Below are 26,069 nucleotides of genomic sequence, written 5' to 3'. Positions count from 1 at the left end.
ATGGCCGGGGCACACGGCAGTGAAACGCGGAACTGTGAAACGACGACAAAGGCGGAAGGGGGAACGAGTGGTGCTATCGGCGCGTCCGAGCGACTAGCGTGATCGTCGAAAGCGATCGTCTGCAGACCATCGAGGGGAGATCGGGCGATGGCCGCCGGGCAGACAGGCTCAGGGCAGTCGGGTCCAGGGCAGGCAGGCTCAGGGCAGGGGACAGGGGACACCGACGGCAGGCCGGTGGGGGACCGGTACGTCGTCGGCGGGGTCAACTGGGAGTCGTACTCGCTGGAGGCGCTGGTCGCCATGGTCGCCGACAACGCCAGCCCGGTCCAGCTCGAGGAGCTGGCCGACGACTGGCGCCAGGCGGGCAACGAGGTCACCGACGCCGCGGTGGTGCTGGAGACCGCGCTGTCGCAGCTGATGGAGTTCTGGTCCGGCTACGCCGCCGAGCAGGCCCGCCGCGACGTCGCCGCGAACGCCCAGTGGCTGGGCGACCTCGGCGAGACCGCCCACCACATCGGCGACCCGATCCAGGAGGCGGCTGGTGCGCTCAAGGCCGCCCAGGACGCCATGCCCGCGATCCCGCCCCCGCCGGTGGTCCCGCCCGCCCACTCCGTCGACGGCGCCGACGCCGCCCTGACCAGGGGCGGCCCGCTGGCCGCGGCCATCAGCGGCACCGCGACCGGCGCGGAGAGCGCGTTCGCCGCCGAGCAGGAGCAGGTCCGCCTCAAGGCCATGGCGGTGGAGGCCATGCGCCGCTTCGAGGGCGCGGCCATCGGCATCGACGAGGCCACCCCCGCCTTCGCCGAGCGCATCGAGTCCACCCCGGTGGTCCCGGGCAGGCCGGGCGGGCCAAACCTCCCCGACCCCGTCCAACTGCTCCCGCCGCCCACGTCGGTGCCGCCTACGGGAACCGACGAGGAGCGCTGGGACGCACTCACCGGCGGCACCTCGACGTCAGCATCCGCGGACCCCGCGGCCCGCTCAGCCCCGGCGGGCTCATCCGGCATGTTCGGCGGCGGCTCGGTCACCGAGGGGGGCGCGAGTGGCGGAGGTGGCGCCGGTGCCGCCGTCCGCCAGCCGATGCGCGGAGGCCCTGCCACCGGCCTCACCGAGACGTTCAACCCAGGCAACCGCCCGGCAGGCTCTCCCACAGGCGCCCCGCTCGCGGCGAGCGCGGGTGGCGCGGGCTCCGGCATGGGCGCGGGGATGCCGATGGGCGCGGGCATGGGTGCGGGCGCGGGTGAGGCGGGCGAACACCGCAGGCGGTACCCGTTCGACGCGGAGAACCCGTTCGCGAACGACCAGAAGGCGTCACCGCCAGTGATCGGACTCTAGGGGGCAGGGAAACCGACGATGCGAGACCAGTTCGACACCACGCCGAACCACCCGGCCCTCGACCCTTCCGCCACGCCCCACCCGGGCTGGCCGACAGCCGAACAGGCCGCCCCCTTCAGCACCCACGCCTTCCCGCTCCCCACCCAAGCCGGCACCTGGCGGCCGGATTCCGCCCAGGACGCGCCCCCCAGCAACGACCCTCTCACGGCCCAAACCCAGCCGGTCGGGTGGCCGTCAGGCCCCGCCCAGGGCGTGCCTGGCCAGCCCCAGGGCGCACCCCCCGCCCCGCCTTGGGCCGAGCCCGGAAACGCTGGAGCGGGTTCTGGCCAGGGTGGCCCGGGTGGCCCGGAGAGTGCCGTGTCCGCCCAAGGGGCGCCGCCGTCCGCCGGCATCGGCGCCACGCTGAACCCACCGTCGGGTCCCGACGACTTCGGAGGCGGAGCAGCTTCCGGCGCCCCCGCTCTGGCGGGCCCAGGCGCGGGCTCGCCGGTTTCATGGCCGCCTGGAGCCCCGGGACCGGCCACCGCAGGCCCGGGGCCGGGCGCGCCTGCGCAGGCAGGTCCGGAGCCGGGTGTTCCCGCTACTGGTGGGCCCGGTGGACCGCCCTCGGGCAACGGCGGACCTGCCGATGCCAGGACCGGGCTGGACACTCCGCCCGACCACAGCACCGATCCCGCCAAGCACCACACCGGACCGACCGGCAAGCCCGACGGCGGGCCGGACACCACAGGCCAGTCAGGCAATGGAGGACAGAACACCGGCCAGCCGGGCGGCAGCGGACAAGGCGGCAGCGAGCAGGACAGCAGCCAGGAAGGCAGCGGCCACCCAGGCACCGGTGGACAGGGCAGCGCCCAGCAAGGCACTGGTGGGCAGGGCCGCGGCCAGCAGGGCAGTGGTGGGGAGGGCAGTGGCCAGGCGGGCAGTGGTGGGCAGGGCGGCGGTCGGCAGGACTTGGATCGGCAGGGTGGTGGGGGACAGGGCAGCGGGCAGGGCAGTGGTGGGCAGGGTGGGGCTGGGCAGGGCGGGGCTGGGGAGTCGCGCGGGCACTGGGATGTTGATTTGGAGCGGTTGCAGGGGTTTGCGATCGCGGTGTCGGCGGCTCGGACTGGGTTGGGGGCGGTGCAGACGTTGGTGAGTCAGATGCAGGGGGAGGCGTATACGCCCAAGTTGGGGACCAGTCCGGTGGGGGAGCAGTTGGCGCGCAAGTTTGACGACCGGCTCAACAGCGCCGCCGGGTTGCGGCCGTTGCTGGCCGAGGCGGTGCGGCGGATGGATGAGTTCATCCGCAGTGCCGAGACCGTGCGGGACGCCTATGCCGAGTCCGAGGCGGAGGCGGAGGCGCTCATCCGGCGGGCTGGGCGGAGCTGAGATGACCGGGCTGGCCACCGAGCGGGATCGCGGCGGGGCGCGGGTCGCCGTGCTGCACCCGGAGGAAGTCGACCTGCTGTGCGCGTTCGCGGGGGTGGCCGCGCCGTTCCCGGTGCGCATCCGTTCGCGTGGGGAGACCGAGGCGGAGCGGCGGGCCGGGTTCTCGCGGGCGCGGGCGCGGCTGGCCGGGCGGGGGCTGGCCGACCACGGCGGGCCGCGTGGGGTGGCTGGCGACTTCGTGCACCTGCTGCGTCAGGGCGGGGGCGCGCTGGATCTGGTGGTGGCGCGGCGGGGGCGGGTGGCTGGGGCGGTGGTGCTCGCGCATCGGGAGGACGCCGTCCTGGTCGAGCAGGACATGGACCGCGCCTGCGGGCCCGTGCGGCTGCTCGCCCTGCCGGTGCGCGACGCCGTCGACGGGCTGCTGCGGCTGGTCCCCGACCACCCGGCGGCGATGGCGGCGCCGTTCAGCGTTTCGCGCACAGCCCTGGAGCGCGTCCACCAGGCCATCCTCACCGCCCCCGGGCCGCTGAACCCGGACGACCTCGACCGGCTGCGGGCCGCGCACGGCCTGGACGACCAGACCGCCCGCCGGATGGTCACCCATCTGCAGCCGGTCCTCGGCAACGGCCAGGCGGGCATCGCCGTACGCCGTGGCCTGGCCGAGGAGTGGACGCGCACGGGTGAGGAGCTGCGCTGGCTCGACACCGCCCGCGGCCGGTTCACGCTGGCGGGCGGCGCCGCGGAGTGGATGAGCGTCAACCCCTTCGGCCCGGACGACCTGCGCGCCGGGGTGCGGGCGCTGGCCGGGGAGCTGTGGTGAGATCCCCTCAACGTGCCTGCCCGGAAGGCTCCCGGACGTCGGGGGTCTTCGCTACCGTGACAGTCGGAACCGAGGGTTGAGGGGGTCGGGGATGATCGGCGAGGTCGAGCAGCTGGTCCAGCGCTATCGGGCGTCGGCGGAGGCGGCCGCCGCCGCGCGCGCCGAGGCCGAGCGCGACCGGCGCAGCCGCCGCAGGGAGAACGACCGCTGGGTGACCGGCGGCGTGCACTGGGACGGCTACAGCCTCAAGACGCTGCAGCGGATGGTCGGCAACAACGCCAACGCCAACCAGCTCGACATGCTGGCCGACCAGTGGGCCCAGCAGGGCAGGCGGATCAGCGACGGCGCGCAGGAGCTGAGCCGGTCGATGCAGCGGCTGCTGCAGTTCTGGACCGGTGCGGCCTCGGAAGGCGCGCAGCGAGCCGTGGTGCGCAACGCCGCCTGGCTGTCGGAGACCGCCGAGACGGCGTCGACCATGGCCGGTCCGGTCGAGCAGGCGGGCGGGGCGCTGCGCTCGGCGCAGAGCACGATGCCCGGCGGGTCGCCCAGCAGCCCGTGGCTGGGCACGATGGGCGGCGGGGCCGCGGCGGGCATGGCCATCGGCGGCCCGGTCGGCGCGGTCTTCGGCGCCGCGATCGGCGGCATCGCCAGCGCGTTCGGGTTCGGCAGCAACAAGAAGAAGATGAAGCGCAAGGCCGTGCAGACCATGCAGCGCTACGAGAACGCGCTGCTCGGCATCGACGGCCAGACCCCGCAATTCAGCGCCCCGGCCGACGGCGTCGATCCCGGCGCGAACCCGGTCCAGACCCGCCCGCCGAGCACCGGCGTGCCCGGCCCCGGCGTCACGCTGCCCGGCGGCACCGCGCCGGACCTGGTCGGCGGCCCCCGCGTGCCGCCGCCGATGCCCACCCCGGGCATGGGCACCACGCCCAGCTTCGTCCCCGGCTTCGACGCCGGCTGGGATCGTCGCTGGCAGGGCCTGACCGGGTTCGGCCCCGGCGCGGGCGGTGGCGCTGGCGCGGGCGGGGCGCACGGTCTCGGCATGGGCAACGGCCTCGGCTTCGGCGGGATGCCGGGCGCAGGCGGCCTCGGCGCGGGCCGCGGCGGCGCGGGCGCCGGGCGCGCGGGCATGGGTGCGGGAGCAGGACGCGGCGTCGGTGTGGGCGCGGGGGCGGGCGCGGGCGGCAACCGCGGCGGCGGCGCCTACGGCCGCGGCGGCGCCCTGGGCGAGCGCACGCGAGGCGCGGCGGGCCGCTTCGGCCGGGGAACCGGCTTCGGCGACCCCCACGGCCGCGGCACAGGCGGCTACGGCGCTGGCGCGGGCGGCGCCCGCAAGGAAGAGGACAGCGAACACCGCAGGCGCGTGCCACTGGAGGAAGACCCCTTCACCGCACACGACCTCCGCGCGGCGCCACCGGTCATCGGTCTGTAGGGAGGGTCGTGCGCGAGCCCACGCTGAAGGGCCGGTCCACGCCGCGCGGTCTTCGCGCGGCACCGCCGGTTGTCCAGGCGTGGGCGGGATTTGCGCGGAAGTCCGCATCGAGGGCTCCATGCGCGTCGCGTGGTCTTCGCGCTGCGCGGCCGGTTGTCGAGGCGTGGGCAGAACCTGTGCGGAAATCCGTGCGGTGCGCGTCGCGTGTGGTGCGCCCGGTCGCTGGTGTGTGGGGAAGGTCGGTGCGCGAGCCCGCGCTGGAGCGCCGGTTCATGCCGCGTGGACTTTGTGCGATGCCGCCGGTCGCCGAGGTGTGGGCGGGATTTGCGCGGGAGTTCGCGTCAAGGAATCGGTGCGCGTCGCGTGGCGTGGGTGTGGCGCGGCCGGTTGTTGGTGCGTGGGGAGGGTCTGTGCGCAGGACCGCGGTGGTGGGGGTGCTGGGATGACTTGTCAAGGCCGCGAGTTGCGGGTGGTGTCGTCGGGCAACGGGCTGTAGGAGGAACTTCGATGTATGTCGACAACGCGGGTTCGGGGTGGCAGGTCGAGCCTGAGCGGGTGCGGGAGTTCGCCGCCGCCCTCGAGGACGTGCGGCGGGATCTGGACGCGATCGTGGCCGACGTGGCCGGGTTGGGTGCGGCGGAGATGCAGCCGATGCTGGGGACCAGCCCGGTCGGGGAGGAGCTGGCCGAGAAGTTCAACGATCGGCTCAGCGGGGAGCTGGGGCTGCGCGGGCAGCTGGAAACGGCGTTGCGCCGGATGGAGGAGTTCGTGGCCAGCGCGGAGAAAACCGCGCAGGGCTACCAAGGCAGTGACGAGAACGCCGCCGAGCGCTTCCGCTTCACCTGATGGACCTGGTGACCCGGGCCGGGACGGCCCTGCACCCGGTGGAGGTCGACCTGCTGTGCACCTTCGCCGAGGTCGCCGCGCCCTTCCCCATCGACGTGCCCGCCAGTGGCGAGTCCGAGGTCGAGCGGGCCGTGCTCTTCCGCGACGCCGCCGAGCGGATGCGGGAGCGCGGGCTGGCCGACGAGCGGGGGCCGCTGGACGTGGCCGAGGAGTTCGTCTACCTCCTGCGCGCCTGCACCGGCGTGCTCGACCTCGTCGTCACCACCGACAAGGGCACCCGCGCCGTGGCGGTGCTGACCGCGCGGGACGACGCGCTGGTGGTCAGCCAGGACTCCGCCGACCAGTTCGGCATGATCCGGCTGCTGCCGACCACAGTGGACGACGCGGTGGCGCGTGTGGCCCGGCAGGTTCCGCAGGCCGACGCCCCGCTGACCACGCCGTTTACCCTGCCGCGCCGGGCGATCCAGGGCGCGTTCGAGGCGATGGTGACGCGGATGCCCGAGGACGGCGGCGATCCGGTGCCGATGACCGCCGCCGAGATCGACGAGCTCCTGCGCTCGCACGGCATCTCCGACCGCGTCGCCAACCGGATGGTCTCCGCGCTGAACCCGGTCGTGGGCCACGGCCAGGCCGGGATCGCGCTGCGCGACGACACCGAGGACCAGTGGCACCGCAGCGGCCCCGAGCTGACCTGGCTGGACACCCCGCGCGGGCGCTACCGCCTGGCCGCGGAGGACGAGGGCTGGATGAGCGTCAACCCGCTCTCCGCCGACGACCTGCGCGCGGAGCTGCGCGCGCTCGCGGCCAAGATCCGTTAGCGGCCCGTGGGGGAAACACGGCCTAGCCGGGGGCTTGCGAGATCAGCACGGTCACCATCGTGATCCAGGTGACGACGCTGGCCAGCAGCCAGAACTTCAGGTTGGACAGCAACCGGGCCATGGGAGACCTCCCATCGGTGGGGCGGGGAACTAGAGCCAGCGGTTCTTGCGGAAGATCCGGTACAACACCAGGCACGCCAGGAAGATCGCGAGCATCACCAGCGGATACCCGTAGCGCCACTTGAGTTCGGGCATGTGGTCGAAGTTCATGCCGTACACCCCGACCACCATCGTCGGCACGGCGATGATCGCCGCCCACGAGGTGATCTTGCGCATGTCGGTGCTCTGCTGGAGGGTGATCTTGGCCAGCGTCGCGTCGACCAGGGTGGTCAGCAGCTCGTCGTAGCTGCTGACGCGCTCGGTGACGGTGGTGAGGTGGTCGTCGACGTCGCGGAAGTAGGAGCGCACGTCCTCGGCGATCAGCGCGGAGCAGCCCTCGGCCAGGCGCTTGAGCGGGCTCGCCAGCGGCATCACCGCGCGGCGCAGCTCCAGCATCTCCCGCTTCATCAGGTAGATGTTCTCGGCGCTCACGGTGCTGCGCGGGGCGAAGACCGCCTTCTCGATCAGGTCGATGTCGGTCTCGAACGACGCGGTCACCGCGAGGTAGCTGTCCACGACCTGGTCGGCGATGGCGTGCAGCACCGCGGCGGGGCCACCGGCGCGCAGCCGCTCCGGCGAGCGCTCCAGCTCCGCGCGCAGCCCGTGCAGGCCCGAGTGCTTGCCGTGGCGGACCGTCACCACGTAGTCGGCGCCGAGGAAGACCATGAGCTCCCCGGACTCGACGATCTCGTTGGCCGTGGTCGGCGACTCGTGCTCGACGTACCGCACGGTCTTGAGGACCATGAACAGGTTGTCGTCGTAGCGCTCCAGCTTGGGCCGCTGGTGGGCGTGCACGGCGTCCTCGACGGCCAGCTCGTGCAGCCCGAAAGTGTCGGCCACGCCCTGGATCTGGCGCTCGTCGGGCTCGTGCAGGCCGATCCAGACGAACCCCTCACCGCGCCCGCGCACCTCGGCGACGGCGTCGGTGTGGCTCCAGCGGCCGGGCAGGCGCGCGCCGTCGACGTACACCCCGCAGTCCACGACATAGGCGGACAGCGGCACGGGCAGCGGCGGCAGCGCCCGGTCGGACGTGCGGTGGATGCGGCTCTTGCGGCCGCCCAGCGAGGGGATGTGAGGCATCGCGGGCTCCAGGGCTCACGTCACGACCACGGCGCGACGGGTCCGGAGGGCGCGCGGGCCGCTCCGGTGGCGGAGCGTCCTGGCCGGCGGTGCGGAGCCCTAGCGAACGGCTCCCCCGGTAAGGACGCGGGGACTACTGCATCCGGTCGCGTTTTCATGACCAGGTCCTTCACCCATGCGTCCTCACCTCCTCTGGCCGGTGGCGGCGGGGCGTCAGCCCGGCTCTCGCCACGGATTAAGGGTACCCGCGTCCGGCCAGGGGATGTGCGGCGGAGTGGCGATCACGCCGGTGGACTGCCTCACACAGGTGTTGCGGCAGGCCGGGCGGGGCCGTACAAGTGACCTACTCGCCAGTCACTTAGTGGAGGACCAGTGCAGTTCGGGCGGTACTACGAGGAGTTCGAGGTCGGCGCGGTCTACAAGCACTGGCCGGGCAAGACGGTGACGGAGTACGACGACCACCTGTTCTGCCTGATCACCATGAACCACCACCCGCTGCACCTGGACGCCAACTACGCCGAGAACACCACCGACTTCGGCAAGAACGTCGTGGTGGGCAACTACGTCTACTCGCTGCTGCTGGGCATGTCGGTGCCCGACGTCTCCGGCAAGGCCATCGCCAACCTGGAGGTCGAGTCACTGCGCCACATCGCGCCGACCTTCCACGGCGACACCGTCTACGGCGAGACCGAGGTGCTGGACAAGACCCCGTCGAAGTCCAAAGACGACCGCGGCGTCGTGTACGTGGAGACCCGCGGCTACAAGCAGGACGGCACCGTCGTCTGCGTCTTCCGCCGCAAGGTCATGGTCCCCAAGGTGTCCTATGGCGAGGCCCGCGGCGGCGAGCAGCCGGGGCGGCCGGAACCCAAGGCCCGCTAGCGCTCCCAGGCCCCGCCCGAGTGGACTAGCGTTGCCGGGCGTGGCTCCCTCGCACCCCCTCGACGAGATCCGGTCCCGGCTACGCGTCTTCGCCGACAGCGAGGCGGCGGGTGAGTCGCCGCTGTACGAGCACCTGGCGCGCCAGAGCGCCGAGGACCCCGACGTCGCCGCCCTGCTGACCGCGGCGCCCGCCGAGTTCGCCCAACCGACGCTGCTGCTGGCCGCCGCGCACCGGGTGCTGCAGGCCAACCCGTTCCACGAGCTGGTCAACTACTACCCCTCGATGGGCGGCACCTACGGGCTCGACAGCGGCACCTGGCCGCTGTTCCGCTCCTTCGTCCTCGACCACGCCGACGCCGTGCGCGCGCTGGTGGCCACCCGCACCACGCAGACCAACGAGGTCCGCCGCGCCGCCCTGCTGTACCCGGCGGTGGCGCTGGCCGCCAAGGCCGCCGCGGCGCCGCTCGGGCTGCTGGAGGTCGGGTGCAGCGCGGGCCTGCTGCTGGGCCTGGACCGCTACGCCTACCGCTACCAGACCGAGCAGGCGGGCCAGATCGCCGCGGGCCCGACCAAGACCCCGGTCGGCCTGCACTGCGCCCTGCAGCTGGCGCCGGGCGCGGTGCTGCCCGCCGTGCCCAAGAAGCTCTCCCTGGCCGCCCGGGTCGGCCTGGACCGCGCGCCGGTCGACCTCGACGACGAGGACGCCGTCGCGTGGCTGGAGGCGTGCGTGTGGGCCGACCAGCCCGAGCGCCAGCGCCTGCTGACCACCGCGGTGGGCCTGATCCGCAGGGACCCGCCCGAGGTCGTGCGGGGCGACGCCGTCGACGACCTGGCCGCCGCGGCCGCGCGCGTGCCCGCCGACACCGCGCTGGTGGTCCTGACCTCCAACACGCTGGCGTACCTGTCCGAGGACCGCCGCGCCGATTTCGTCGCCGCGCTCGCCGAGTTGGCGGGAAGCCGTCCCACGTGGTGGATAAGCCACGAGGGCTACCGGGCCGCGCTCTCTCTGGTGTTGCCCGATCGGAGTGATTTGGCAGGCGATTCCGGGAGTGCCACTTTCGGGGTCCTGGGTCTCACGACATGGGAACGGGGGCGTCCGAAAACCGCCGCCCTGGCCCGCACCGCGATGCACGGCGAGCGGCTGGCCTGGCTGGCCTGATCAGCCTCAACGGGGCAGCGCGGACCACCCGCGCAGGGTCTGCGCGAGTTCGTCCACGAGTTCACCGGATGTTTCCATTGTGGTGAACGTCGCAAGGTCTGCCCAGCGGACGTCCGAGGCATCGTCCCCGGCCCGAAGATCACCGCCCGTCACCGCGCAGGCGTAATCGTGGATCTCGAACACCCCGGAGGGCGCAAGGCGCTCCACGCGGCCGACGAACGCGCCGACGGTCGCGACGAGGCCGGTCTCCTCGCGCAACTCCCGCCGCAGCGCCGCCGCGTCGGACTCCCCGGGTTCCACCTTTCCCCCAGGTAGCGACCACTGTCCCGCCCCCGGCGGGCGGGCTCGGCGGATGAGCAGAATGCGCCCGGAATCGTCGTGGACGACCGCTCCGACGCACCTGATCCGCCCAGTCCCGCCACTAGTCACAACCACGCAGCGTAGTGAGGACCCGGTGGTGACGGTCCGCGTTGACCTATCCCGGGGACTGGACTCCCGCCCGTCAGCAGAGTGCGGTACAACGGTTTTCAACAGCGCCACAACGAGGTGCGTAAGGGAGCGGGGTAGATCGCCGTGGACGTCAAGAAGGTTCTCATCTTGACCGGGGCCGCGCTGCTGGTTTTCTTCTTGGTCACGCAGCCAGTCGCGTCTGCCGGAATCGTCAACTCCATCATCACGACCCTCCGCGAGGGCGCGGAAGCGATCATCACCTTCGTCCGTACTGTTTTCAGCTGACAGGCGGTAGCGTCGAACCATGTTCGCGCCTCGGGACCCAGACGAGTACCTGCTCGAATCCGAGCGCCGGGTCATCAGGGTGCGCAGGCATTGGGCGTTCCTGGCCTGGCAGGTGTTCGAGGCCGTCGCGCTCCTCGCTGTCTGCGTGATGATCTCCTACCTGCTGCCGCCGTCGATGTGGCTGCTGCAGAACATCCTGTGGTACGTCGCGCTCGCCGTGCTGCTGCGGTTCACCTACCAGGTCATCGAGTGGTGGGTCGAGCGCATCGTGGTCACGGACAAGCGGTTCATGATGACCACCGGGGTGTTCACCATCCGGGTGCTGATGATGCCGATCAGCAAGGTCACCGACCTGACGTTCAAGCGGACGTGGGTCGGCCGCCTGTTCGGCTACGGCACGCTGGTCGTGGAGTCGGCGGGGCAGATCCAGGCGCTGAACAGCATCGAGTACCTGCCCAGGCCCGAACAGGTCTACGACGCCATCTCGGAGCTGACCTTCGGCGACAAGAAGGCCCAGGCCGAGCGGTTCTCGATGATCAAGGCGCAGCGCATCGCCCGCGGCAAGCGCAAGGCGGCGGGCAAAGCCTGACCGGGCAAAGCCTGACCGGGTGGGGCGTGACCCGCGTCATCGGCCACACTGGCCTACGTGCGGATCGACCTCCACTGCCACTCCACGGCCTCTGACGGCACCGACAGCCCGGCCGGGCTGGTGGCCGCCGCCGCGCGGGCCGGGCTGGACGCCGTGGCGATCACCGACCACGACACCACCGCGGGGTGGGCCGAGGCCGCCGCCGCCCTGCCGCCGGGCCTGGCCCTGGTCCGCGGGGCCGAGCTGACCTGCGTGTCCCACGACGGCCGCGGCGGGCACTGCACCGTGCACCTGCTGGCCTACCTGTTCGACCCCGCCGCCGAGGCGATGGTGGCCGAGCACGCCCGCACCCGGGCCGAGCGGCGCGCCCGCCTGCACGTCATGGCCGGGCGGATGGCCGCCGACGGCTACCCGGTCGACGCCGACACCCTGCTCGCGGGCCTGCCCGCCGACGCCACCGCGGGCCGCCCCCACCTGGCCCAGGCACTGGTGAGGGCGGGTGTCGTGGGCTCGGTGAGCGAGGCGTTCGCCGAGCTGCTCAACGGCCGCAACAACTACTACGTGCCCAGCCACAAGACCCCCGTGCTGGACGCCATCGCCATGGTCAGGGCCGCGGGCGGGGTCTCGGTGCTGGCCCACGGCTTCGCCCACCGGCGCGGGCCGATCGTCTCCGCCGAGGTGGTCTCGGAGATGGCCGCCGCCGGGCTCGACGGGGTGGAGGTCGACCACCCCGACCACGACGCCGAGTCCCGCGCCCGGCTGCGCGCGCTGGCCGACGAGCACGGCCTGCTGGTCACCGGGTCCAGCGACTACCACGGCACCAACAAGACCACCGGCCTCGGCGCGGAGACCACCGACCCGGCGATGCTGGAGGCCATCAGCGAGCGGGCCACCGGCGCGGCCGTGCTGGTGGGCGCGTGATGAGCGTCTTCGACGCCACGCTGTTCGCCAATGCCACGATCACCCTGCTGGTGATCATGGACCCGCCCGGCACGATCCCGGTGTTCCTCACCCTGACCGGGCGCAAGACCAAGGAGACGCGGCTGCGCGCGGCCCGCCAGGCCGTGCTGGTCTCGTTCCTGGTGATCAGCCTGTTCGCCGTCGGCGGGGAAGCGATCCTCAGCTATCTCGGAATCGGCATCCCGGCGCTGCAGGGCGCGGGCGGACTGCTCCTGCTGCTGATCGCGCTGGACCTGCTGACCGGCCGCGGTTCCACGGAGCAGGAGATCGCCGAGGACGTCAACGTCGCGTTGGTGCCGCTGGGCACGCCGTTGCTGGCCGGGCCGGGCGCCATCGCGGCGACAATCGTGTTCGTGCGCCAGGCCGACGGGCAGGCATCGTCCTATTTGGCGCTCGGTGCCGCGATTGTCACCGTGCACGTGTTCCTGTGGTTGTGCCTGCGTTATTCCGGTGCGGTCATCCGGTTCATCAAGGACAGCGGCATCACGCTGCTGGCCAAGATCGCCGGTCTGCTGCTGGCGGCCATCGCGGTGCAGCTGATCGCCGACTCGGTCCGCGGGTTCATCTCCGGTTAGCGCCGATCGCCTCCTCGATCGCCTCCGGAGTGCGCGCGAGGACGGCGCGCCCGTCGTCGGTGAGGATGATCGGGCGCTCGATCAGCACCGGGTTCGCCGCCAGCACGGCGATCCACGCGCCGCGCTCGCGGGGCAGCCCCGCCAGGCCCAGCTCCGTGGCGCGGGGCTCCTTCATCCTGGTGATGTCCCACGGCTGCGCGTCCAGCCTGGTCAGCACGTCGTCCAGCTCGGCCCCGGTGGGCGGGTCGTCGAGGTAGCGGCGCTCGGTGTGGCCGGGCGCGACCTCCCCGAGAGCGGCCTTGGCCGAGCGGGACTTCGAGCAGCGCGGGTTGTGCCAGATCTCCATGGCCGAGATTGTGCAGGGCGGGCGCGGATAGTGTCGGTGGGGCTGCGTACGGTGTGGGCCGTGCATGGTCAGCTGGGTTTCGACAGCATGCCGCGTAAGTTGATCAAGGTGACGCCGTCGCGGCTGGGGGTGTGGGCGGACTGCCCGCGCCGCTTCCGCATGGCCTACCTCGACCGGCCGACGCCGCCGCGTGGTGGTCCCTGGGCGCACAGCACGCTGGGGGCGGTGGTGCACAACGCCCTCAAGGCGCTGTTCGACCTGCCGGTGCGGGCCAGGGGGCCGGAGGCGGCCGCGGGACTGGTGCGCACGCACTGGAAGGACGACGGCTTCGCCAACGCCGAGCAGGCCGCCGACTTCCGCGACCGCGCCGCGGGCTGGGTGCGCGATTACGTCACCGAGCTCGACGTCACCCACGAGCCGGTCGGGCTGGAGCGCTGGGTGTCCGCGCCGGTGGGCACGATCGTCGCCGAGGGCCGCGTCGACCGCATCGACCAGCGCGGCGACGAGGTCGTCATCGTCGACTACAAGACCGGCAGGCACGCCCTGACCACCGACGACGCCCGGGGCTCCCAGGCGCTGGCGCTGTACGTGCTGGCCGCCCGCCGCACGCTGCGCAGGCCGTGCACCAAGATCGAGCTGCACCACCTGCCCAGCGGCACGGTCTCGGCCTGGGAGCACACCGAGGAGTCCCTGGCCCGGCACCTGCGCCGCGCCGAGGAGAGCGCCGACGAGTTCCAGCTGGCCACCGACACCATGCGCGCGGGCGGCGACCCCGACGTGCTGTTCCCCGCCCAGCCGGGCCGCCAGTGCGGCTGGTGCGACTTCCGGCGCAGCTGCTCCGTCGGGCAGGCCGCTGTCCCCCCGCTGGAGCCATGGGCGATGCTGTCGACGTGACCGGCCCCACCGAACGCCTGCCCACCGCCGAGGAGACCACCGTCGAGCTGCCCCGCCAGGCCACCCGGCCCGGCGGGATCTGGCGCGACCTGACCGGCGCCATCGCCATCGGCCTGTGCGGCCTGGCCCTGGCCGTGCTCGGCCTGCAGATCTTCGCCTGGACCCAGCCCGACGTGCCGGGCCCCGGCGTCGTCGTCCTGCTCGGCCACTTCGCCGCCGCGGTCGCCGCGGTGATCGCCCAGCGCCAGGCGGACCGCACCCGGGGCGCGCAGGCCGCGCTGGCGATGCTGCTCGTGGCCATCGCCTGCGGCCTGGCCATCTGGTACTTCTGGTGGGCCTGACCCGAATCCGGGTCAGTTCAGCCAGGTCGACCAGGTCGGCAGCAGGACGTCCAGCAGCGCCTCCGGGGTCTCCACCGCGGGGGAGTGCGCCGCGCCCATGATCGCGGCGAAGTCGGCCTCCAGCCGGTCGGCCATGTCCCGCTGCACCGCGGGCGGCCAGGTGTCGTCGGCGACGCCGCAGGCCACCAGGCAGCCGGTGCTCGTGCTGCGCAGCCGCCGGGACAGGTCGGCGACCAGGTCCGGCTCGGTGCGCAGGCCGCGGCCCATGCCCAGCAGGCTCGCCGGGGTGTTGCGCATGAACCGGGCGCGGTAGAACTCCCGCAGCGGCTCGGGCAGGCTCTGCCAGCGCGGGTTGGTGCGGTTGAGCACCTCCTGCGCCTTCTGCGCGGCCTCGACGCCGTGCTGGCGCAGCAGCGGGTCGCCCAGCTCCAGCACCTGCCTGCGGGCGCCCTGCGGCAGCTCGCCGGGCCCGGAGCTCAGCAGCGTCAGCCCCGCGACGGGCGCGCCCGCCAGGACCGCGCGGCGGGCCACCAGGCCGCCGAAGGAGTGGCCGAGCAGCAGGACCGGCCTGCCGTCGGCGGCCAGCTTCTCCACCAGCTCGGCCAGGCCCGCGCCCAGCGCCGCGGGCAGGTAGGCCGTCTCGTCGTCGGGCCCGGGCGTCTCCATCTGCCCGGGCAGGTCGATGGCCAGTGCCTGATAACCCGCGTCGGCGATCGGGTCAAGCAGTGGCGCGAAATCCTCCTTGGACCCGGTGTACCCGGGGACCAGCAGGACCACCGGGCCGTCCCCGGTCGAGCGCAGTGCCGCGTAGCGGCCCGGCAGCTCGACGCGGACGGCGCGGTGCGGGGTCAGTTGCGAATACACCGGTACCTCGGACATAGCAACAGTGTGCGCCTGGGTGACCCCGTGAGTCTTATCGCAGAGCGACCAAGGTGTTGCCGCGCTGCTCCAAAACCATGGGTCCGATGGCGGCCAGGACGACCACGCCGGTGTGGGCGCCGCGGTCCACCGCCAGCGTGCCGACTAGGGAGCCGTCGACCTGGTCGAGCACCGCGAGCCCGTCGGCGACCGGCACCAGCATCCGCCCGGCGAAGACCACGCCCGGCCCGAGGGTGTCCTTGACCGTCCACAGGGGCGTCAGGTCTTCCATCGACAGCGCGATCGTCTGCGAGCCGCTGAACCAGTAGTAGGCGCCGGTGGCGGTCACGGTGTCGGCCACCGCGTCGGACACGCGCAGGTCCGCATCGGGCACCGCCAGCGGGGTGCTCGACACCTGCGAGCCGTCGTCGCCGTAGACGACCAGCCGCGCGGGGCCGGGCAGCGCGACCGCGGTGTACCGGTCGGTCATCGCCACGACCCGCCCGTCTTCGCTGCCCAGCACGATGCTGGTCAGCACCTCGGGGCGGTCGGCGTCCTTGCCGGTGGCCTTGTAGACCGTCAGCCGGTCGGCCACGTCCTCGGGGCACCGCTCGACGACCGCGATGCGGCCCGCGTTCATGAACACCGAGTCGTACGCGCAGCCGGTGCGCGGCTGGCGCTCGGGCACGACCGGCGCGGGGACTTGGCCGTACTCCATCGTCTCCACGAGGTCCGAGCGCAGGGTGGTGATCAGCTCGGTGCCGGAGGCGGTGAGGTAGGTGCCGTCGTCGATCAGCTCCGCGCCCGCCTCGGCGTCCCAGTTGCGCTGCGCCGCGCGGGTGCCGTCGGTCGAGGCCAGCGCGGTGACCTCGCTGCACCCGCCCGCGCCGCGCGGGTCGTGCCCGGGCAGCAGCTCACCGTCGGTGCGGTACACCGCGACGGCGCGCTCCCAGGCCCCGGTGACCGTGCACAGCGGCAGGTCGCGCCGGTAGCTCCAGAGGACGTCGCCGGTCTGCGGGTCGCGCCCGCTGACCTCGCCGCCGTCCCCGGTGACCACGACCGGGCCGGTGGCGACCGGCTCCGGGGTGGCCGGGCTCTCGGCGCGCCACGCCTCGCCCAGGGACGGGGGGAAGAAGTCGGGGGGCGCGGGCGAGGTCAGCTCGGGACCCACGAGCGGGGTCGCCGCGGTCGCCCTGATGTCGCTGGCCTGCCACGCGACCACGCTCGCGGCGACCACGGCCACGACGAGGCCGAGGCCGATGAGGAGGTCGCGGGGCCGGGTGAAGCGGGTCCGCTCGACCGGCTCGACCGGCGGCGGTGGCGGCCCGGCCAGCACGTCCTCGCCGATGGGCCAGGTCTGGAAGTCCTGGGCCCGGCCGTTGCCGCCGACGGCGGGCGAGAGCCCGTCGTCGTACGGCGCCGGGAAGCCCGTGGGGGTCGTCGCGTCGGAGCCGTCCACCGCGGGCGCCCGGTCACGGCCGCCGCTCGTCTGACCGCCCTGGTCGCCCCGGTCACCCTGGTCGCGCCGGTTGCCCTGTGCGGACGGTTCGCCCTGGTCGCCCTGGTCGCCCTGGTCGCCCCGGTCGCCCCGGTTGCCCTGGTCACCCTGGCTGCCCTGGTCGCGCCGGTCGCCCTGTGCGGACGGGGCCGGCTGGACCGGCTGGGCGGTTTCCGGGGGAGCTGGGGTGCCGTCGGCAGCGCGGGGGTGTTCGCCAGTCGCCGGGGGGGCGACTGGCGTCGCCTGGTCGCGCTGCGTGGGCTCCGACGGCGCCGCGGCGCCATCGGCACTGGTCGCGGGCCCTGGCGACGCCGGAGCGTCCCCAGAGCCGGGAGGCTCCGGTGCGGTCACCCCGTCAGTCTGCCGACCCCGGTGTTTCGCCGGTGTTCGACCCCGGCGTGTCGGCGCCGACCTCGGCCGTGTCGCCCGCGCGGCGGCGCCTGCGGGTCCGGCTGCGGGCGGGCTTGGCCTGCTCGCCCGCGCTGTCGGGGGCCTGCTCGTCGGTGGTCTGCGGCGCCTCGGCCTCGCCCGAGACGTCGGCCCCGGCCCGCCTGCGGCGCCTGCGCGGCCTGCTCGCGCTGTCGCCGGAGTCCTCGCCGGGGGTGGCCGTCTCCCGCTCGCCGGGACCGCCCGCGCCGCCCGGTCCGCCGCGGCGGGGGGTGCGGCTGCTGCTGGTGGTGCGCCGGGAGCGGTCGCTGCCGCCGCGCTTGTTGCGCCCGCCCAGGTCCTCCTCCGGCTCGGCGTCCAGCCCGGCGCGGGTGCGCTGGGCCATCGGGAGCCTGCCGGTGGACTTGTCCGGGATGTCCAGGTCGGCGAACAGGTGCTCGGAGGTGGAGTAGGTCTCCGCCGCCTCGGGCATGTTCAGGCCGAGGGCGTCGCTGATCATCTTCCAGCGCGCCTCCTCGTCCCAGTCGACCATCGTGATCGCCACGCCGGTCTTGCCCGCGCGGCCGGTGCGGCCGATGCGGTGGACGTAGGTCTTCTCGTCCTCGGGGCACTGGTAGTTCACGACGTGGGTGACGTCGTCGACGTCGATGCCGCGGGCGGCCACGTCGGTGCAGACCAGCACGTCGACCTTGCCGGAGCGGAACGCGCGCAGCGCCTGCTCACGGGCGCCCTGGCCCAGGTCGCCGTGCACCGCGCCCGCGGCGAAACCGCGCTCGACGAGGTCGTCGGCGACCTTCTGCGCGGTGCGCTTGGTCCTGGTGAAGATCATCGTCAGGCCGCGGCCCTCGGCCTGCAGGATGCGGGCCAGCACCTCGACCTTGTCCATCGAGTGCGCCCGGTAGACGAACTGGCGGGTGCGCTCGTGGATGGCGCCCTGGTCGTTCTCCTCGGCCCTGATGTGCGTGGGCTGGTGCAGGAACGTCCGGGCGAGGGTGATGATCGGGCCGGGCATGGTCGCCGAGAAGAGCATCGTCTGGCGCTCGTCGGGGACCATCGTCAGGATGCGCTCGATGTCGGGCAGGAAGCCCAGGTCGAGCATCTCGTCGGCCTCGTCGAGCACCAGCCCGCGGACCTTGCCCAGCACCAGGTGGCGCTGCTCGGCGAGGTCGAGCAGGCGGCCCGGGGTGCCGATGACGATGTCCACGCCCTTGCGCAGCGCGGCGATCTGCGGCTCGTAGGGGCGGCCGCCGTAGATGGCCAGCACGCGCACGCCGAGGTGCTTGCCCGCGTCCTTGATGTCGTGGGTGACCTGCAGGCACAGCTCCCGGGTCGGCACCACGACCAGCGCCTGCGGGGTGCCGTCGCCGGGGGAGACGACCCGCTGCAGCAGCGGCACGCCGAAGCCCAGCGTCTTGCCGGTGCCGGTGCGGGCCTGCCCGATCAGGTCGTCGCCCGCCAGGGCCAGGGGCAGGGTCAGCTCCTGGATGGCGAAGGTGCGCTCGATGCCCGCCTCGACAAGCGCGCGCACGATCTCGGGGTGCACGCCCAGTTCGGCGAACGTCGGCGAGTCCGAGCGCACCGGCGCCCCCGCCTGCAGCGGGTGCGAGGGGTCGGAGTCGGGGACGCCTGCCTCGCTGTGTTCCAGGGTGACCGGGTCGAGTCCGGTGTCGTCGTTAGTCAGGGTGATCAACCTCTCTATGTACCAGCGCGCACGGCCCTGGTCTGGCCGCTCGACCGCGCTGCCGGAATTCCCCCACGGACTCTGGCCTGCGCGGGAGGGCTCTGCGAGGCATGCGCGCACCCTCCGCCCCGGGCCGCGGCGGTTGCGCCGCGGGAGTGCTCCGGGGTCTTCGCCACCCGACGGCGCCGTGGTGTCGCGTGGCGCCCCGTCGTCGGGTGTCCTGCCGAGTCTACCCGTGGGGCCTGCCGGATACGCTTCCAGCATGGAGAACGCGGAGGTCGGGGGGCGCGCCGCGCTCTCCCCGGGTGTTGTCGACCTGCTGGGTGTGCTGGCCTACGGCGAACTGTCGGCCTTCGACCGCATGGCCGAGGACGCGCGGACCGCGCCGACGTTGTCCGGGCGGGCGGCGCTGTCGGAGATGGCCGCGGCCGAGATGGGCCACTACATGACCATCGCGAAATACCTGGCCGGGCACGGTGTGGACGTCGAGGACGCCATCCGCCCGTTCATCGGCCACATCGACACCTGGCACGCGTCCACCGCCCCGCGCTCCTGGCTGGAGTCCCTGGTCAAGGCCTACGTCGGCGACGGCCTGGCCGCCGACTTCTACCGCGAGATCGGCTCCTGGCTCGACGGGGACACCTCCGCGCTGGTGACCGAGGTGCTCGCCGACACCGGCCACTCGGCCTTCGCCGAGCGCGAGGTGCTCGGGGCCATCGAGCGCGACCGCACCGTCCGCGACCGGCTGGCCCTGTGGGGCAGGCGGCTGCTGGGCGAGGCGCTGACCCAGGCCCAGTACGTCGTCGCCGAGCGCGACGGCCTCGCCGAGCTGATCGTCGCGGGCACCGGTGACCTGGCCGGGATCGCCGCGCTGTTCCGCAAGTTGCAGCAGTCCCACGGCAAGCGGATGACCACCCTCGGCCTCGGCTGAATTACGCGCCGGGTGAACACGCTCGCCCCTGGCCGCCGCGCGGGTCCGCGCTCCACTAGCCTTCGTCCCAGGCAACTACCTGTTTTCCCATGGAGGTCGGCGTGGAGGTCAAGATCGGTGTCGCGGACACCGCGCGGGAGCTCGTGCTGAACAGCACCCTGACTCCTGACGAGGTCGAGGCCCTGGTCGCCGACGCCCTCAAGAACAGCTCGGGCCAGCTGGCCCTGGTCGACGACAAGGGCCGTCGGTTCCTCATCCCGTCCGCCCGCGTGGCGTACGTGGAGATCGGCGGCGTGGACTCCCGCAAGGTGGGCTTCGCGCCCTGACAGCAGCTCGACACGGAGAAGGGGCGCACCCGCAAGGTGCGTCCCTTCTCCGCGTTCGCGGTGGTGGGACTCAGACGTCGGCGCGGTCCAGGGTGGTCTGCACGACGAACGGCGGCCTGCTGGTGCCCATGATCCGGTAGCGGCCCCACGGGTCGGGGTCGGACAGCTCGCCCTCGGCCTCGCCGCCGGGGGTGCGCAGGACGGCCTTGGTCTTGCGCCCGCCCGCGAGCTCGGAGACCGCCGGGTCGGCCTGGATGCGGCCGTACCAGCGGTAGTAGCCGTCGATCGGCTGGAAGTGGCCGCGCAGCTCGACCCGGACGGGCAGCTCCCGCTCGCCGACGACGAGGGTCGCCTGGCCGGTGTAGCCGTCGTCCTCGGGGTTCTCCTGGTGGGTCATCAGTGCCTCCTAGCCTGCCGCGGCGCCGTCGCCCAGCTTGATCACTTTGTTGATCTCCAGGGGCTTGTTCGGGTCGATGGTGACGCCCTGCTTGCGCATCGTCCCGTCGATGGCCGCCCAGATGGTCTCGGTCAGGTACTCCACGACGGCGTCGCGGCTCATGGTGCGCCGCTCCAGCCACCACTCGCCGACGTTCTGCACCATGCCGACGATGCCGTGGCCCCAGACCTCGGCGCCGCCGGAGTCGAGCTTGAACGCGCGCATGTAGTCCCCGAGGAGGGTGGCCAGCGCGCCCGCGATGACGCCCTTGTCCTCGGCGACGATGTCGGAGTCGATGCGCCGGTCGCCGAAGGTGCGCCGGACCAGCAGCCGGTAGAGGTTGGGGTACTCCTCGATGATCGAGAAGAACGCGTCGAGGCTCTTGCGGATGCGCGGCAGCGGCGCCTCTTCCCGGTTCATCGCCGGGATCAGCCGCTCGAACAGGATCTCGGTGCCGCGCTGGCCCAGGGCGACGAACAGGTCGGCCTTGTCGGTGAAGTGGCGGTAGAGCACCGGCTTGGTGACCCCGGCCTCGGCCGCGACGTGCTCCATGCCCACGTCGGGGCCGTGCTCGGCCAGCGCGCGCAGCGCGGCCTCCACGAACTCCTCACGCCGCGCGGCCCGGTGCGACTTCCACCGGTCCCGCCGGGCGTCGCCGGACAGTTTCGCCGTGTGTCCCTTGACACGATCCGCCATGACACTCATGCTACCAGAGGTAACTGTTACTCGAAGTAACGCGCATGACGCGTAGACAGCGACTTGAGAAGGTGACTCGACGATGAGCCGCGCGCTGCAGGTGGCCAAGGTAGCCGATCGGGAGCGGACCGCGGGGCGGCTGCTCAAGTCCTCGGCCGACAAGTTCTACGACCCCGACGTCGACATCGACTGGGACGCCCCGATGGTCGAGGGCAAGCACTTCCACCCCGAGCACCGGGTCTCCCTGTACGGGACCGAGCTGTGGGAGCGGATGACCCCCGAGCAGCGGCTGGAGCTGGGCAAGCACGAGATCGCCAGCATCGCCAGCAGCGGGATCTTCTTCGAGGTGCTGCTCATGCAGATGCTGCTCAAGCAGGTCTACAAGCACGACCCGACGACCGACCACGTGCACTACCTGCTCACCGAGATCGCCGACGAGTGCCGCCACTCGACGATGTTCGGCAAGGCGTGCAAGCGCATCGGCGTGCCCGCCTACGGCCCGCGCAAGTGGATCAGGAGCCTGGCGAAGGTCCTGCCCGTGCTCGGCCGCGGCCCGTCGGCCTACGCCGCGATCCTGGTCGCCGAGGAGGTCCTGGACCGGATGCAGCGGGAGAGCACCGCTGACGAGGACCTGCAGCCGCTGGTCCGCATGGTCAACCGCATCCACGTGCTGGAGGAGGCGCGCCACGTGACCTTCGCCCGGCAGGAGGTCGCGCGCGGCATGGCCGAGGCGGGCTGGGCGGCCAAGCAGTACCACCGGGTCATGACCGCGCTCGTGTCCTACTTCGTCGCGCTGAGCCTGGTGAACCCCCGGGTGTACGAGGCCGTCGGGCTGGACAGGCGCGAGGCGTGGAAGGCGGCCAAGAACAACCCGCACTTCCAGGAGACCATGCGCTACTGGGGCGAGCGGATCATGGGCTTCCTGACCGAGGCCGACCTGGTGGGCGGGCCGTCGATGGTGCTGTGGCGCCGCTCGATGCTGCTGCCGAAGTGATCACCTCCGACGGCGGCGCCCCGCGCGTGGCCACACGCCCACGCGCTTGACCACGAGGTCGTGGACCCAGGTCACCTGCGCGGCCCTGGGACAGCAGGCTACTGAGTAGTAGGTTGGGGTCCATGTTCCCCATGTCCGACGGGACCGCCCTGCACGTCGAGGACAGCGCGGCCCCCGACGCCCCGGCCACCGTCCTCCTGTCGCACGGCTGGACCAGCGACCGCCGCGTGTGGGACGCCCTGCACCCCCTGCTGACCCCGCACGCCCGCGTGATCCGCTTCGACCACCGCGGCCACGGCCAGTCCGCCCCCTACCCGGCCGCCACCCTGGCGAGCCTCGGCGACGACCTGGCCGAGCTGATCACCACGTCCGTGCCCACCGGCAGGCTGGTCCTCGTCGGCCACTCCATGGGCGGCATGGCGATGATGGCCCTCGCCGCCCGCCACCCCGACCTGGTCCGCTCCCGCGTCCACGCGGCGTTTTTCGTCTCGACGTCCTCGGGCCGCATGAGCGAGATCACCTTCGGCCTCCCCCGCCCCCTGGTCAAAGCCGCCCTCTCCCTGCGCACCCTCCGCCCCAAACGCCCCACCCACACCAACCCAGCCGAGACCGCGCCCACCCTGGCAACCGACCCAGCCGGAACCGCGCCCACTTCGGCGAGCGACCCGGCCGAGACCGCGCCCAAGCCGCCCGCTCTCGATGTGACCGCGCCCGCCGAGGCCGCGCCCGCCGAGACCGCGGTGGTCACCTCGACCAGGCCCCAGCGCAAGCTCGGCCCGCTCCAGGCCCGAGCCCAGCGCGCCTTCCTCCGCTGGCTCCTGTTCGGCACCCGCTACGACCGCGCCGACCTGGACTCCGTCGCCGCCCAGCTGGCCGCCGTCCACCGCCGCTCCGCCGCCGCCCTGCGCACCTCGATCACCCGCCACGCCGCCGCCGAAGCCCTCCGCACCTACCGCGACATCCCCACCCAGGTCCTGACCGGCTCCCGCGACCGCCTCATCCCCGCCGAGCACTCCCGGGTGATCGCCACCGAACTCCCCAACGCCGAACTGGTGGTCTACGACAACGCGGGCCACATGCTCCCCTACGAGCGCACCACCGACCTCGCCACCCGCATCACCACCGCCATCCGCGACTGACCAGTCTGCTCAATCCTTGTCGAGGTCGACGCCGAACCCGGCTGCCACGTCCTCAAGGCCGTGCCGCTCGCCCGAGTCGGTGAGCGTGCGGGCCCACGCGACCGTGATCAGTTTCAGGCCGTCTTCCAGCGACTCCGGATACCGCAAGCGCTCCACCTCCTTGTGTCTCGCGGTCGTCGGGGCCTGCGCTGAGGAGGGCGCGGTCCAGGGCTGTCGGCCTGGTCGGCGGTGACCGGGCCGGGCGGGTGGTGGTGGTCGACGGTCAGGGCCGCCAGGCGCCGTCCTCCACGACGTCGCCCACGACGGCGGTCACGTTGTCGCGGGCCCCGGCCTCGCAGGCCAGGCGGACCAGGGTCTCCACGCACTGGTGGGGGTCCGCGGAGCGCAGGGTGGACAGGGCGGACAGCAGGTCGGCCTCGTCCAGGGCGTCGGTCAGCCCGTCGCTGCACAGCAGGTAGCGCTCGCCCGCCACGGCCGGGCGGGCCCAGACGTCCGGGCGCACCGTCGAGTCCATGCCGACCGCCCGGACCAGCGCGCGCCGGTTGGGGTGGCGGGCGCCCTCCTCGGCGGTCAGGTGCCCGGCGGCGACCAGCTCGGCGCCCAGCGTGTGCGGGGAGCTGAGGATCTCCACCCGGTCGGTCTGCACCAGGGTGACGCTGTCGCCGACGTGCGCCCCCCGCACCCAGCCGTCCGCGCTCAGCACCGCCACGGCGAGCGTGGTGGCCATGCCCTCGGTGGCCGGGTCGGTCGCGGCGTAGGCGCGCACGGCGGCGTTGGCCCGCGCGGCGGCCTCCTCCGGCGCCATGTCCGGGCCCGCGGCGGCCACCGACTCCACGGTCAGCCGGGAGGCCACGTCGCCCGCGGGCGCGCCGCCCACCCCGTCGGCCACCGTGATCAGCCGGTCACTGGCGTACCAAGAGTCCTGGTTCGTCTCGCGCCCGCCCAAGGCGCTGATTCCCGCTACTGAGAGCCGCATGTCACCACGGTGCCGGCCCGGTGCTGAGGACGGCAGGGGGAGGTCTCCCTCATTCGTGCGAGTGCAGCGGGAAGCCGCCGCCGATGCCGCGCCAGGCCAGGGTGGAGATCAGCGAGATGGCCTCCTCCTTCGGCACCGAGCGCGAGTCGTCCAGCCAGGCGCGGGCGGCCACCTGGCTGACCCCGACCAGGCCCACCGCCAGCAGCCGCGCGCGGTGTTCGTCCAGGCCGGCGTCCGATGTGATCGTGGCGGTGATCGCGTCGACGCTGGCGCTGGTCGCCCGGGAGACCGCGTCCTGCACCAGCGGCTCGTTGCGCAGGTCGGACTCGAAGACCAGGCGGAAGGCCTGGCTCTCGCCGTCGACGAAGTCGAAGTACGCGCGCACCGCGTTGCGGACCCGGGTCTTGTTGTCCGAGGTGGTCTCCATCGCCGTGGACACCCGGCTGATCAGCTCGTCGACGTGCTTCTCCAGCAGCGCCATGTACAGCTCGAGCTTGCCGGGGAAGTGCTGGTAGAGCACGGGCTTGCTGACGCCCGCGCGCTCGGCGATCTCGTCCATGCCCGCGGCGTGGTAGCCGTTGGCGGCGAACACGTCCTGGGCCGCGGCCAGCAGCTGGGCGCGGCGCGCCGTGCGCGGGAGTCTCGCCCCGCGGCCGCCGTTGTGCTGCATCGTCTCCGACATGCGTCCCCTCGCTCGCTGCGTGGTTCGGGCCGAGGTCATCCGGCCCAGTCATCGAGACTACTTGGCGGTAGCCCTCCGCCGGAATCTTTGTGCGATGACCCCGTCTGGCTCATTATCCGATGTGACCCAGAACACTGTGCGGCGCGTCGTGGTGAACCGTTGCACACTCGATGGATGACGGTCGAGCTCTCCGACGCACAGCTGCCCCCTGTCGATCCGGCCCGCCCGGCGTGGCCGGGTGAGGTGGAGACGATTGGCGGCGTGCGGCTCTACGTGCGCCGCACGCCGGGCCAGGGCGAGGTCCCCGCCGTCTACGTGCACGGCCTCGGCGGGTCCGCGACCAACTGGACGGACCTGGCCGACCAGCTCGCGGGCCACGCCCCCGGCATCGCGCTCGACCTGCCCGGCTTCGGCCGCAGCGCGCCGCCGGAAGACTACGACTACACGCTGCGCGCCAACGTCGACACCCTCGTCCAGGTGCTGAGCGGGCTCGACGCGGGCCCGGTGCACCTGCTCGGCAACTCGATGGGCGGGGCGATCTGCCTGCTGGCCGCCGCCCAGGCCCCGGAGCTGGTCAAGACCCTCACGCTGATCTCGCCCGCCGTGCCGGACCTGCGCCCCGACCCGCGCAGGCTCTCCGACCCGCGCATGGCCCTCGCCCTGCTGCCCCTGCTGGGCAGGCGCTTCCGCCGGAGCCTGGTCTCCATGAGCCCGCGCGAGCGCACCCGGCAGATGCTGGAGCTCTGCTTCGCCGACCCGACCCGGGTCAGCCCGCAGCGCGTCGCCGAGGCCGAGGCGGAGGCCGCCGAGCGCGCCGAGATGGCCTGGTTCCACCCCGCGCTGACCCGCGCCACGATCGACCTGATCCGCTCCTGGCTGGTGGTCGGGCCGCGCTCGATCTGGCGGGCCGCGCCCCGGATCACCGCGCCCACCCTGGTGGTCTGGGGCACCCGCGACCGGCTCATGTCCGTGCGCAAGGCCCCGCGCACGGCGCGGGCCATCCCCAACGCCCGGCTGCTCGTGCTCTCCGACGTCGGCCACGTCGCGCAGATGGAGCGACCCGACACCGTGGCCCGCGCGGTGCTCAGCCTGTGGTCCGCCGCTGCGGCCAACCGGTGGTAGCCCGGTT

At 73.1% G+C, this 26,069-nt stretch carries 31 protein-coding genes; 19 read left to right on the top strand and 12 right to left on the bottom strand.

Translation table 11 applies throughout. From position 1 onward, the window contains the following. The first annotated feature begins 147 nt into the window (after nucleotides 1-147). The gene (locus ACTG9Q_RS08655; RefSeq protein ID WP_455572133.1) at nucleotides 148-1,335 is read left to right on the top strand and encodes a PPE domain-containing protein; all 1,188 of its coding nucleotides are present in this window, start codon (nucleotides 148-150) and stop codon (nucleotides 1,333-1,335) included. 735 nt (nucleotides 1,336-2,070) lie between these two features. Here the strand turns inward: ACTG9Q_RS08655 and ACTG9Q_RS08650 are convergent. Next, a complete protein-coding gene (locus ACTG9Q_RS08650; protein WP_455572132.1) occupies nucleotides 2,071-2,382 on the bottom strand; it encodes a hypothetical protein in 312 nt (103 codons plus the stop codon). 147 nt (nucleotides 2,383-2,529) lie between these two features. Between ACTG9Q_RS08650 and ACTG9Q_RS08645 the strand changes: the two genes are divergently transcribed. The 5 genes from ACTG9Q_RS08645 to ACTG9Q_RS08625 all read left to right on the top strand — a co-directional run bounded on the left by ACTG9Q_RS08645 (nucleotide 2,530) and on the right by ACTG9Q_RS08625 (nucleotide 6,619). After that, entirely contained in the window at nucleotides 2,530-2,703 is a 174-nt protein-coding gene (locus tag ACTG9Q_RS08645) for a hypothetical protein (protein ID WP_455572131.1), read from the top strand. Between the two features lies 1 nt (nucleotide 2,704). After that, nucleotides 2,705-3,523 carry an ESX secretion-associated protein EspG gene (locus ACTG9Q_RS08640; protein ID WP_455572130.1) on the top strand — a complete coding sequence of 273 codons (819 nt, stop codon included), beginning with the start codon at nucleotides 2,705-2,707 and terminating at the stop codon, nucleotides 3,521-3,523. A 91-nt stretch (nucleotides 3,524-3,614) separates the two neighbouring features. Continuing rightward, entirely contained in the window at nucleotides 3,615-4,955 is a 1,341-nt protein-coding gene (locus ACTG9Q_RS08635) for a WXG100 family type VII secretion target (RefSeq protein ID WP_455572129.1), read from the top strand. Between the two features lie 507 nt (nucleotides 4,956-5,462). Further along, nucleotides 5,463-5,801 (top strand): hypothetical protein, encoded by a 339-nt coding sequence (locus ACTG9Q_RS08630; RefSeq protein ID WP_455572128.1) that lies wholly within the window; start codon nucleotides 5,463-5,465, stop codon nucleotides 5,799-5,801. Beyond that, nucleotides 5,801-6,619: an ESX secretion-associated protein EspG gene (locus ACTG9Q_RS08625; RefSeq protein ID WP_455572127.1), complete on the top strand. Its 819-nt coding sequence runs from the start codon at nucleotides 5,801-5,803 to the stop codon at nucleotides 6,617-6,619. The genes ACTG9Q_RS08630 and ACTG9Q_RS08625 overlap by 1 nt, the downstream gene beginning before the upstream one ends. Before the next feature lie 150 nt (nucleotides 6,620-6,769). On the opposite strand, the gene ACTG9Q_RS08620 is transcribed toward ACTG9Q_RS08625, so the two are convergent. After that, on the bottom strand, nucleotides 6,770-7,858 hold the full coding sequence (locus ACTG9Q_RS08620; RefSeq protein ID WP_455572126.1) for a magnesium and cobalt transport protein CorA: 1,089 nt from the start codon (nucleotides 7,856-7,858) through the stop codon (nucleotides 6,770-6,772). Nucleotides 7,859-8,230: 372 nt separating this feature from the next. Here ACTG9Q_RS08620 and ACTG9Q_RS08615 point away from each other — a divergent pair, with 372 nt between their 5' ends. Together ACTG9Q_RS08615 and ACTG9Q_RS08610 are read left to right on the top strand one after the other, a co-directional pair. Beyond that, the gene (locus ACTG9Q_RS08615) at nucleotides 8,231-8,737 is read left to right on the top strand and encodes a MaoC family dehydratase (protein WP_455572125.1); all 507 of its coding nucleotides are present in this window, start codon (nucleotides 8,231-8,233) and stop codon (nucleotides 8,735-8,737) included. 40 nt (nucleotides 8,738-8,777) lie between these two features. Further along, nucleotides 8,778-9,896: a DUF2332 domain-containing protein gene (locus ACTG9Q_RS08610; protein WP_455572124.1), complete on the top strand. Its 1,119-nt coding sequence runs from the start codon at nucleotides 8,778-8,780 to the stop codon at nucleotides 9,894-9,896. Nucleotides 9,897-9,902: 6 nt separating this feature from the next. Here ACTG9Q_RS08610 and ACTG9Q_RS08605 read toward each other — a convergent pair whose 3' ends face one another. Then, nucleotides 9,903-10,325 carry an NUDIX hydrolase gene (locus ACTG9Q_RS08605; protein WP_455572123.1) on the bottom strand — a complete coding sequence of 141 codons (423 nt, stop codon included), beginning with the start codon at nucleotides 10,323-10,325 and terminating at the stop codon, nucleotides 9,903-9,905. Nucleotides 10,326-10,469: 144 nt separating this feature from the next. On the opposite strand from ACTG9Q_RS08605, the gene ACTG9Q_RS08600 reads away from it, so the two are divergent. Genes ACTG9Q_RS08600 through ACTG9Q_RS08585 form a run of 4 tightly spaced genes read left to right on the top strand, consistent with a single transcriptional unit; the run spans nucleotide 10,470 to nucleotide 12,755 of the window. Further along, complete coding sequence (locus ACTG9Q_RS08600) at nucleotides 10,470-10,631, top strand: hypothetical protein (RefSeq protein ID WP_189208286.1); 162 nt, start codon at nucleotides 10,470-10,472, stop codon at nucleotides 10,629-10,631. 19 nt (nucleotides 10,632-10,650) lie between these two features. Next, nucleotides 10,651-11,220 (top strand): PH domain-containing protein, encoded by a 570-nt coding sequence (locus ACTG9Q_RS08595; RefSeq protein WP_455572122.1) that lies wholly within the window; start codon nucleotides 10,651-10,653, stop codon nucleotides 11,218-11,220. A 57-nt stretch (nucleotides 11,221-11,277) separates the two neighbouring features. Then, the gene (locus tag ACTG9Q_RS08590; protein ID WP_455572121.1) at nucleotides 11,278-12,141 is read left to right on the top strand and encodes a PHP domain-containing protein; all 864 of its coding nucleotides are present in this window, start codon (nucleotides 11,278-11,280) and stop codon (nucleotides 12,139-12,141) included. Next, nucleotides 12,141-12,755, top strand: a complete 615-nt coding sequence (locus ACTG9Q_RS08585) for a MarC family protein (RefSeq protein ID WP_455572120.1) — start codon at nucleotides 12,141-12,143, stop codon at nucleotides 12,753-12,755. The genes ACTG9Q_RS08590 and ACTG9Q_RS08585 overlap by 1 nt, the downstream gene beginning before the upstream one ends. Here the strand turns inward: ACTG9Q_RS08585 and ACTG9Q_RS08580 are convergent. Then, nucleotides 12,742-13,101, bottom strand: a complete 360-nt coding sequence (locus ACTG9Q_RS08580; protein ID WP_455572119.1) for an ArsC/Spx/MgsR family protein — start codon at nucleotides 13,099-13,101, stop codon at nucleotides 12,742-12,744. The two genes, ACTG9Q_RS08585 and ACTG9Q_RS08580, sit on opposite strands and share 14 nt — an antisense overlap. Before the next feature lie 87 nt (nucleotides 13,102-13,188). Here ACTG9Q_RS08580 and ACTG9Q_RS08575 point away from each other — a divergent pair, with 87 nt between their 5' ends. Both ACTG9Q_RS08575 and ACTG9Q_RS08570 read left to right on the top strand, forming a co-directional pair. Next, nucleotides 13,189-13,995: a RecB family exonuclease gene (locus ACTG9Q_RS08575; RefSeq protein ID WP_455572118.1), complete on the top strand. Its 807-nt coding sequence runs from the start codon at nucleotides 13,189-13,191 to the stop codon at nucleotides 13,993-13,995. Then, entirely contained in the window at nucleotides 13,974-14,336 is a 363-nt protein-coding gene (locus tag ACTG9Q_RS08570) for a hypothetical protein (protein WP_455572117.1), read from the top strand. Before ACTG9Q_RS08575 ends, ACTG9Q_RS08570 begins: the two co-directional genes overlap by 22 nt. Before the next feature lie 12 nt (nucleotides 14,337-14,348). Here the strand turns inward: ACTG9Q_RS08570 and ACTG9Q_RS08565 are convergent, their stop codons facing one another. From ACTG9Q_RS08565 to ACTG9Q_RS08555, 3 genes are read right to left on the bottom strand one after another with little or no spacing between them, the layout of a single operon-like run. Then, entirely contained in the window at nucleotides 14,349-15,215 is an 867-nt protein-coding gene (locus ACTG9Q_RS08565) for an alpha/beta fold hydrolase (RefSeq protein ID WP_455572116.1), read from the bottom strand. A 34-nt stretch (nucleotides 15,216-15,249) separates the two neighbouring features. Continuing rightward, nucleotides 15,250-17,043 carry an Rv3212 family protein gene (locus tag ACTG9Q_RS08560; RefSeq protein ID WP_455572115.1) on the bottom strand — a complete coding sequence of 598 codons (1,794 nt, stop codon included), beginning with the start codon at nucleotides 17,041-17,043 and terminating at the stop codon, nucleotides 15,250-15,252. 4 nt (nucleotides 17,044-17,047) lie between these two features. Next, nucleotides 17,048-18,769, bottom strand: a complete 1,722-nt coding sequence (locus ACTG9Q_RS08555) for a DEAD/DEAH box helicase (RefSeq protein WP_455572114.1) — start codon at nucleotides 18,767-18,769, stop codon at nucleotides 17,048-17,050. Nucleotides 18,770-19,022: 253 nt separating this feature from the next. Between ACTG9Q_RS08555 and ACTG9Q_RS08550 the strand changes: the two genes are divergently transcribed. After that, nucleotides 19,023-19,691, top strand: coding sequence for a ferritin-like fold-containing protein (locus tag ACTG9Q_RS08550; RefSeq protein ID WP_455572113.1), 669 nt, complete (start codon nucleotides 19,023-19,025; stop codon nucleotides 19,689-19,691). 101 nt (nucleotides 19,692-19,792) lie between these two features. Further along, nucleotides 19,793-20,017 (top strand): DUF3107 domain-containing protein, encoded by a 225-nt coding sequence (locus ACTG9Q_RS08545; RefSeq protein ID WP_455572112.1) that lies wholly within the window; start codon nucleotides 19,793-19,795, stop codon nucleotides 20,015-20,017. A gap of 70 nt (nucleotides 20,018-20,087) precedes the next feature. Here ACTG9Q_RS08545 and ACTG9Q_RS08540 read toward each other — a convergent pair whose 3' ends face one another. Both ACTG9Q_RS08540 and ACTG9Q_RS08535 read right to left on the bottom strand, forming a co-directional pair. Continuing rightward, on the bottom strand, nucleotides 20,088-20,414 hold the full coding sequence (locus tag ACTG9Q_RS08540; RefSeq protein ID WP_455572111.1) for a DUF4873 domain-containing protein: 327 nt from the start codon (nucleotides 20,412-20,414) through the stop codon (nucleotides 20,088-20,090). Nucleotides 20,415-20,423: 9 nt separating this feature from the next. Further along, a complete protein-coding gene (locus ACTG9Q_RS08535) occupies nucleotides 20,424-21,158 on the bottom strand; it encodes a TetR/AcrR family transcriptional regulator (RefSeq protein ID WP_455572110.1) in 735 nt (244 codons plus the stop codon). A gap of 73 nt (nucleotides 21,159-21,231) precedes the next feature. Between ACTG9Q_RS08535 and ACTG9Q_RS08530 the strand changes: the two genes are divergently transcribed. Beyond that, the gene (locus ACTG9Q_RS08530) at nucleotides 21,232-22,143 is read left to right on the top strand and encodes an AurF N-oxygenase family protein (RefSeq protein WP_455572109.1); all 912 of its coding nucleotides are present in this window, start codon (nucleotides 21,232-21,234) and stop codon (nucleotides 22,141-22,143) included. A 122-nt stretch (nucleotides 22,144-22,265) separates the two neighbouring features. Continuing rightward, complete coding sequence (locus tag ACTG9Q_RS08525; protein ID WP_455572108.1) at nucleotides 22,266-23,282, top strand: alpha/beta fold hydrolase; 1,017 nt, start codon at nucleotides 22,266-22,268, stop codon at nucleotides 23,280-23,282. 9 nt (nucleotides 23,283-23,291) lie between these two features. On the opposite strand, the gene ACTG9Q_RS08520 is transcribed toward ACTG9Q_RS08525, so the two are convergent. The 3 genes from ACTG9Q_RS08520 to ACTG9Q_RS08510 all read right to left on the bottom strand — a co-directional run bounded on the left by ACTG9Q_RS08520 (nucleotide 23,292) and on the right by ACTG9Q_RS08510 (nucleotide 24,940). Continuing rightward, the gene (locus ACTG9Q_RS08520; RefSeq protein WP_455572107.1) at nucleotides 23,292-23,429 is read right to left on the bottom strand and encodes a hypothetical protein; all 138 of its coding nucleotides are present in this window, start codon (nucleotides 23,427-23,429) and stop codon (nucleotides 23,292-23,294) included. A gap of 115 nt (nucleotides 23,430-23,544) precedes the next feature. Then, entirely contained in the window at nucleotides 23,545-24,258 is a 714-nt protein-coding gene (locus ACTG9Q_RS08515; protein WP_455572106.1) for a PP2C family protein-serine/threonine phosphatase, read from the bottom strand. Nucleotides 24,259-24,307: 49 nt separating this feature from the next. Continuing rightward, entirely contained in the window at nucleotides 24,308-24,940 is a 633-nt protein-coding gene (locus tag ACTG9Q_RS08510; protein ID WP_455572105.1) for a TetR/AcrR family transcriptional regulator, read from the bottom strand. Between the two features lie 174 nt (nucleotides 24,941-25,114). Here ACTG9Q_RS08510 and ACTG9Q_RS08505 point away from each other — a divergent pair, with 174 nt between their 5' ends. Beyond that, a complete protein-coding gene (locus ACTG9Q_RS08505) occupies nucleotides 25,115-26,062 on the top strand; it encodes an alpha/beta fold hydrolase (RefSeq protein WP_455572104.1) in 948 nt (315 codons plus the stop codon). Nucleotides 26,063-26,069: the final 7 nt, after the last annotated feature.

The organism is Actinokineospora lacus (assembly GCF_053813445.1).
The sequence above is the reverse complement of the archived record's forward strand: the minus strand, read 5'-3'. Positions and strand labels throughout refer to the sequence as shown.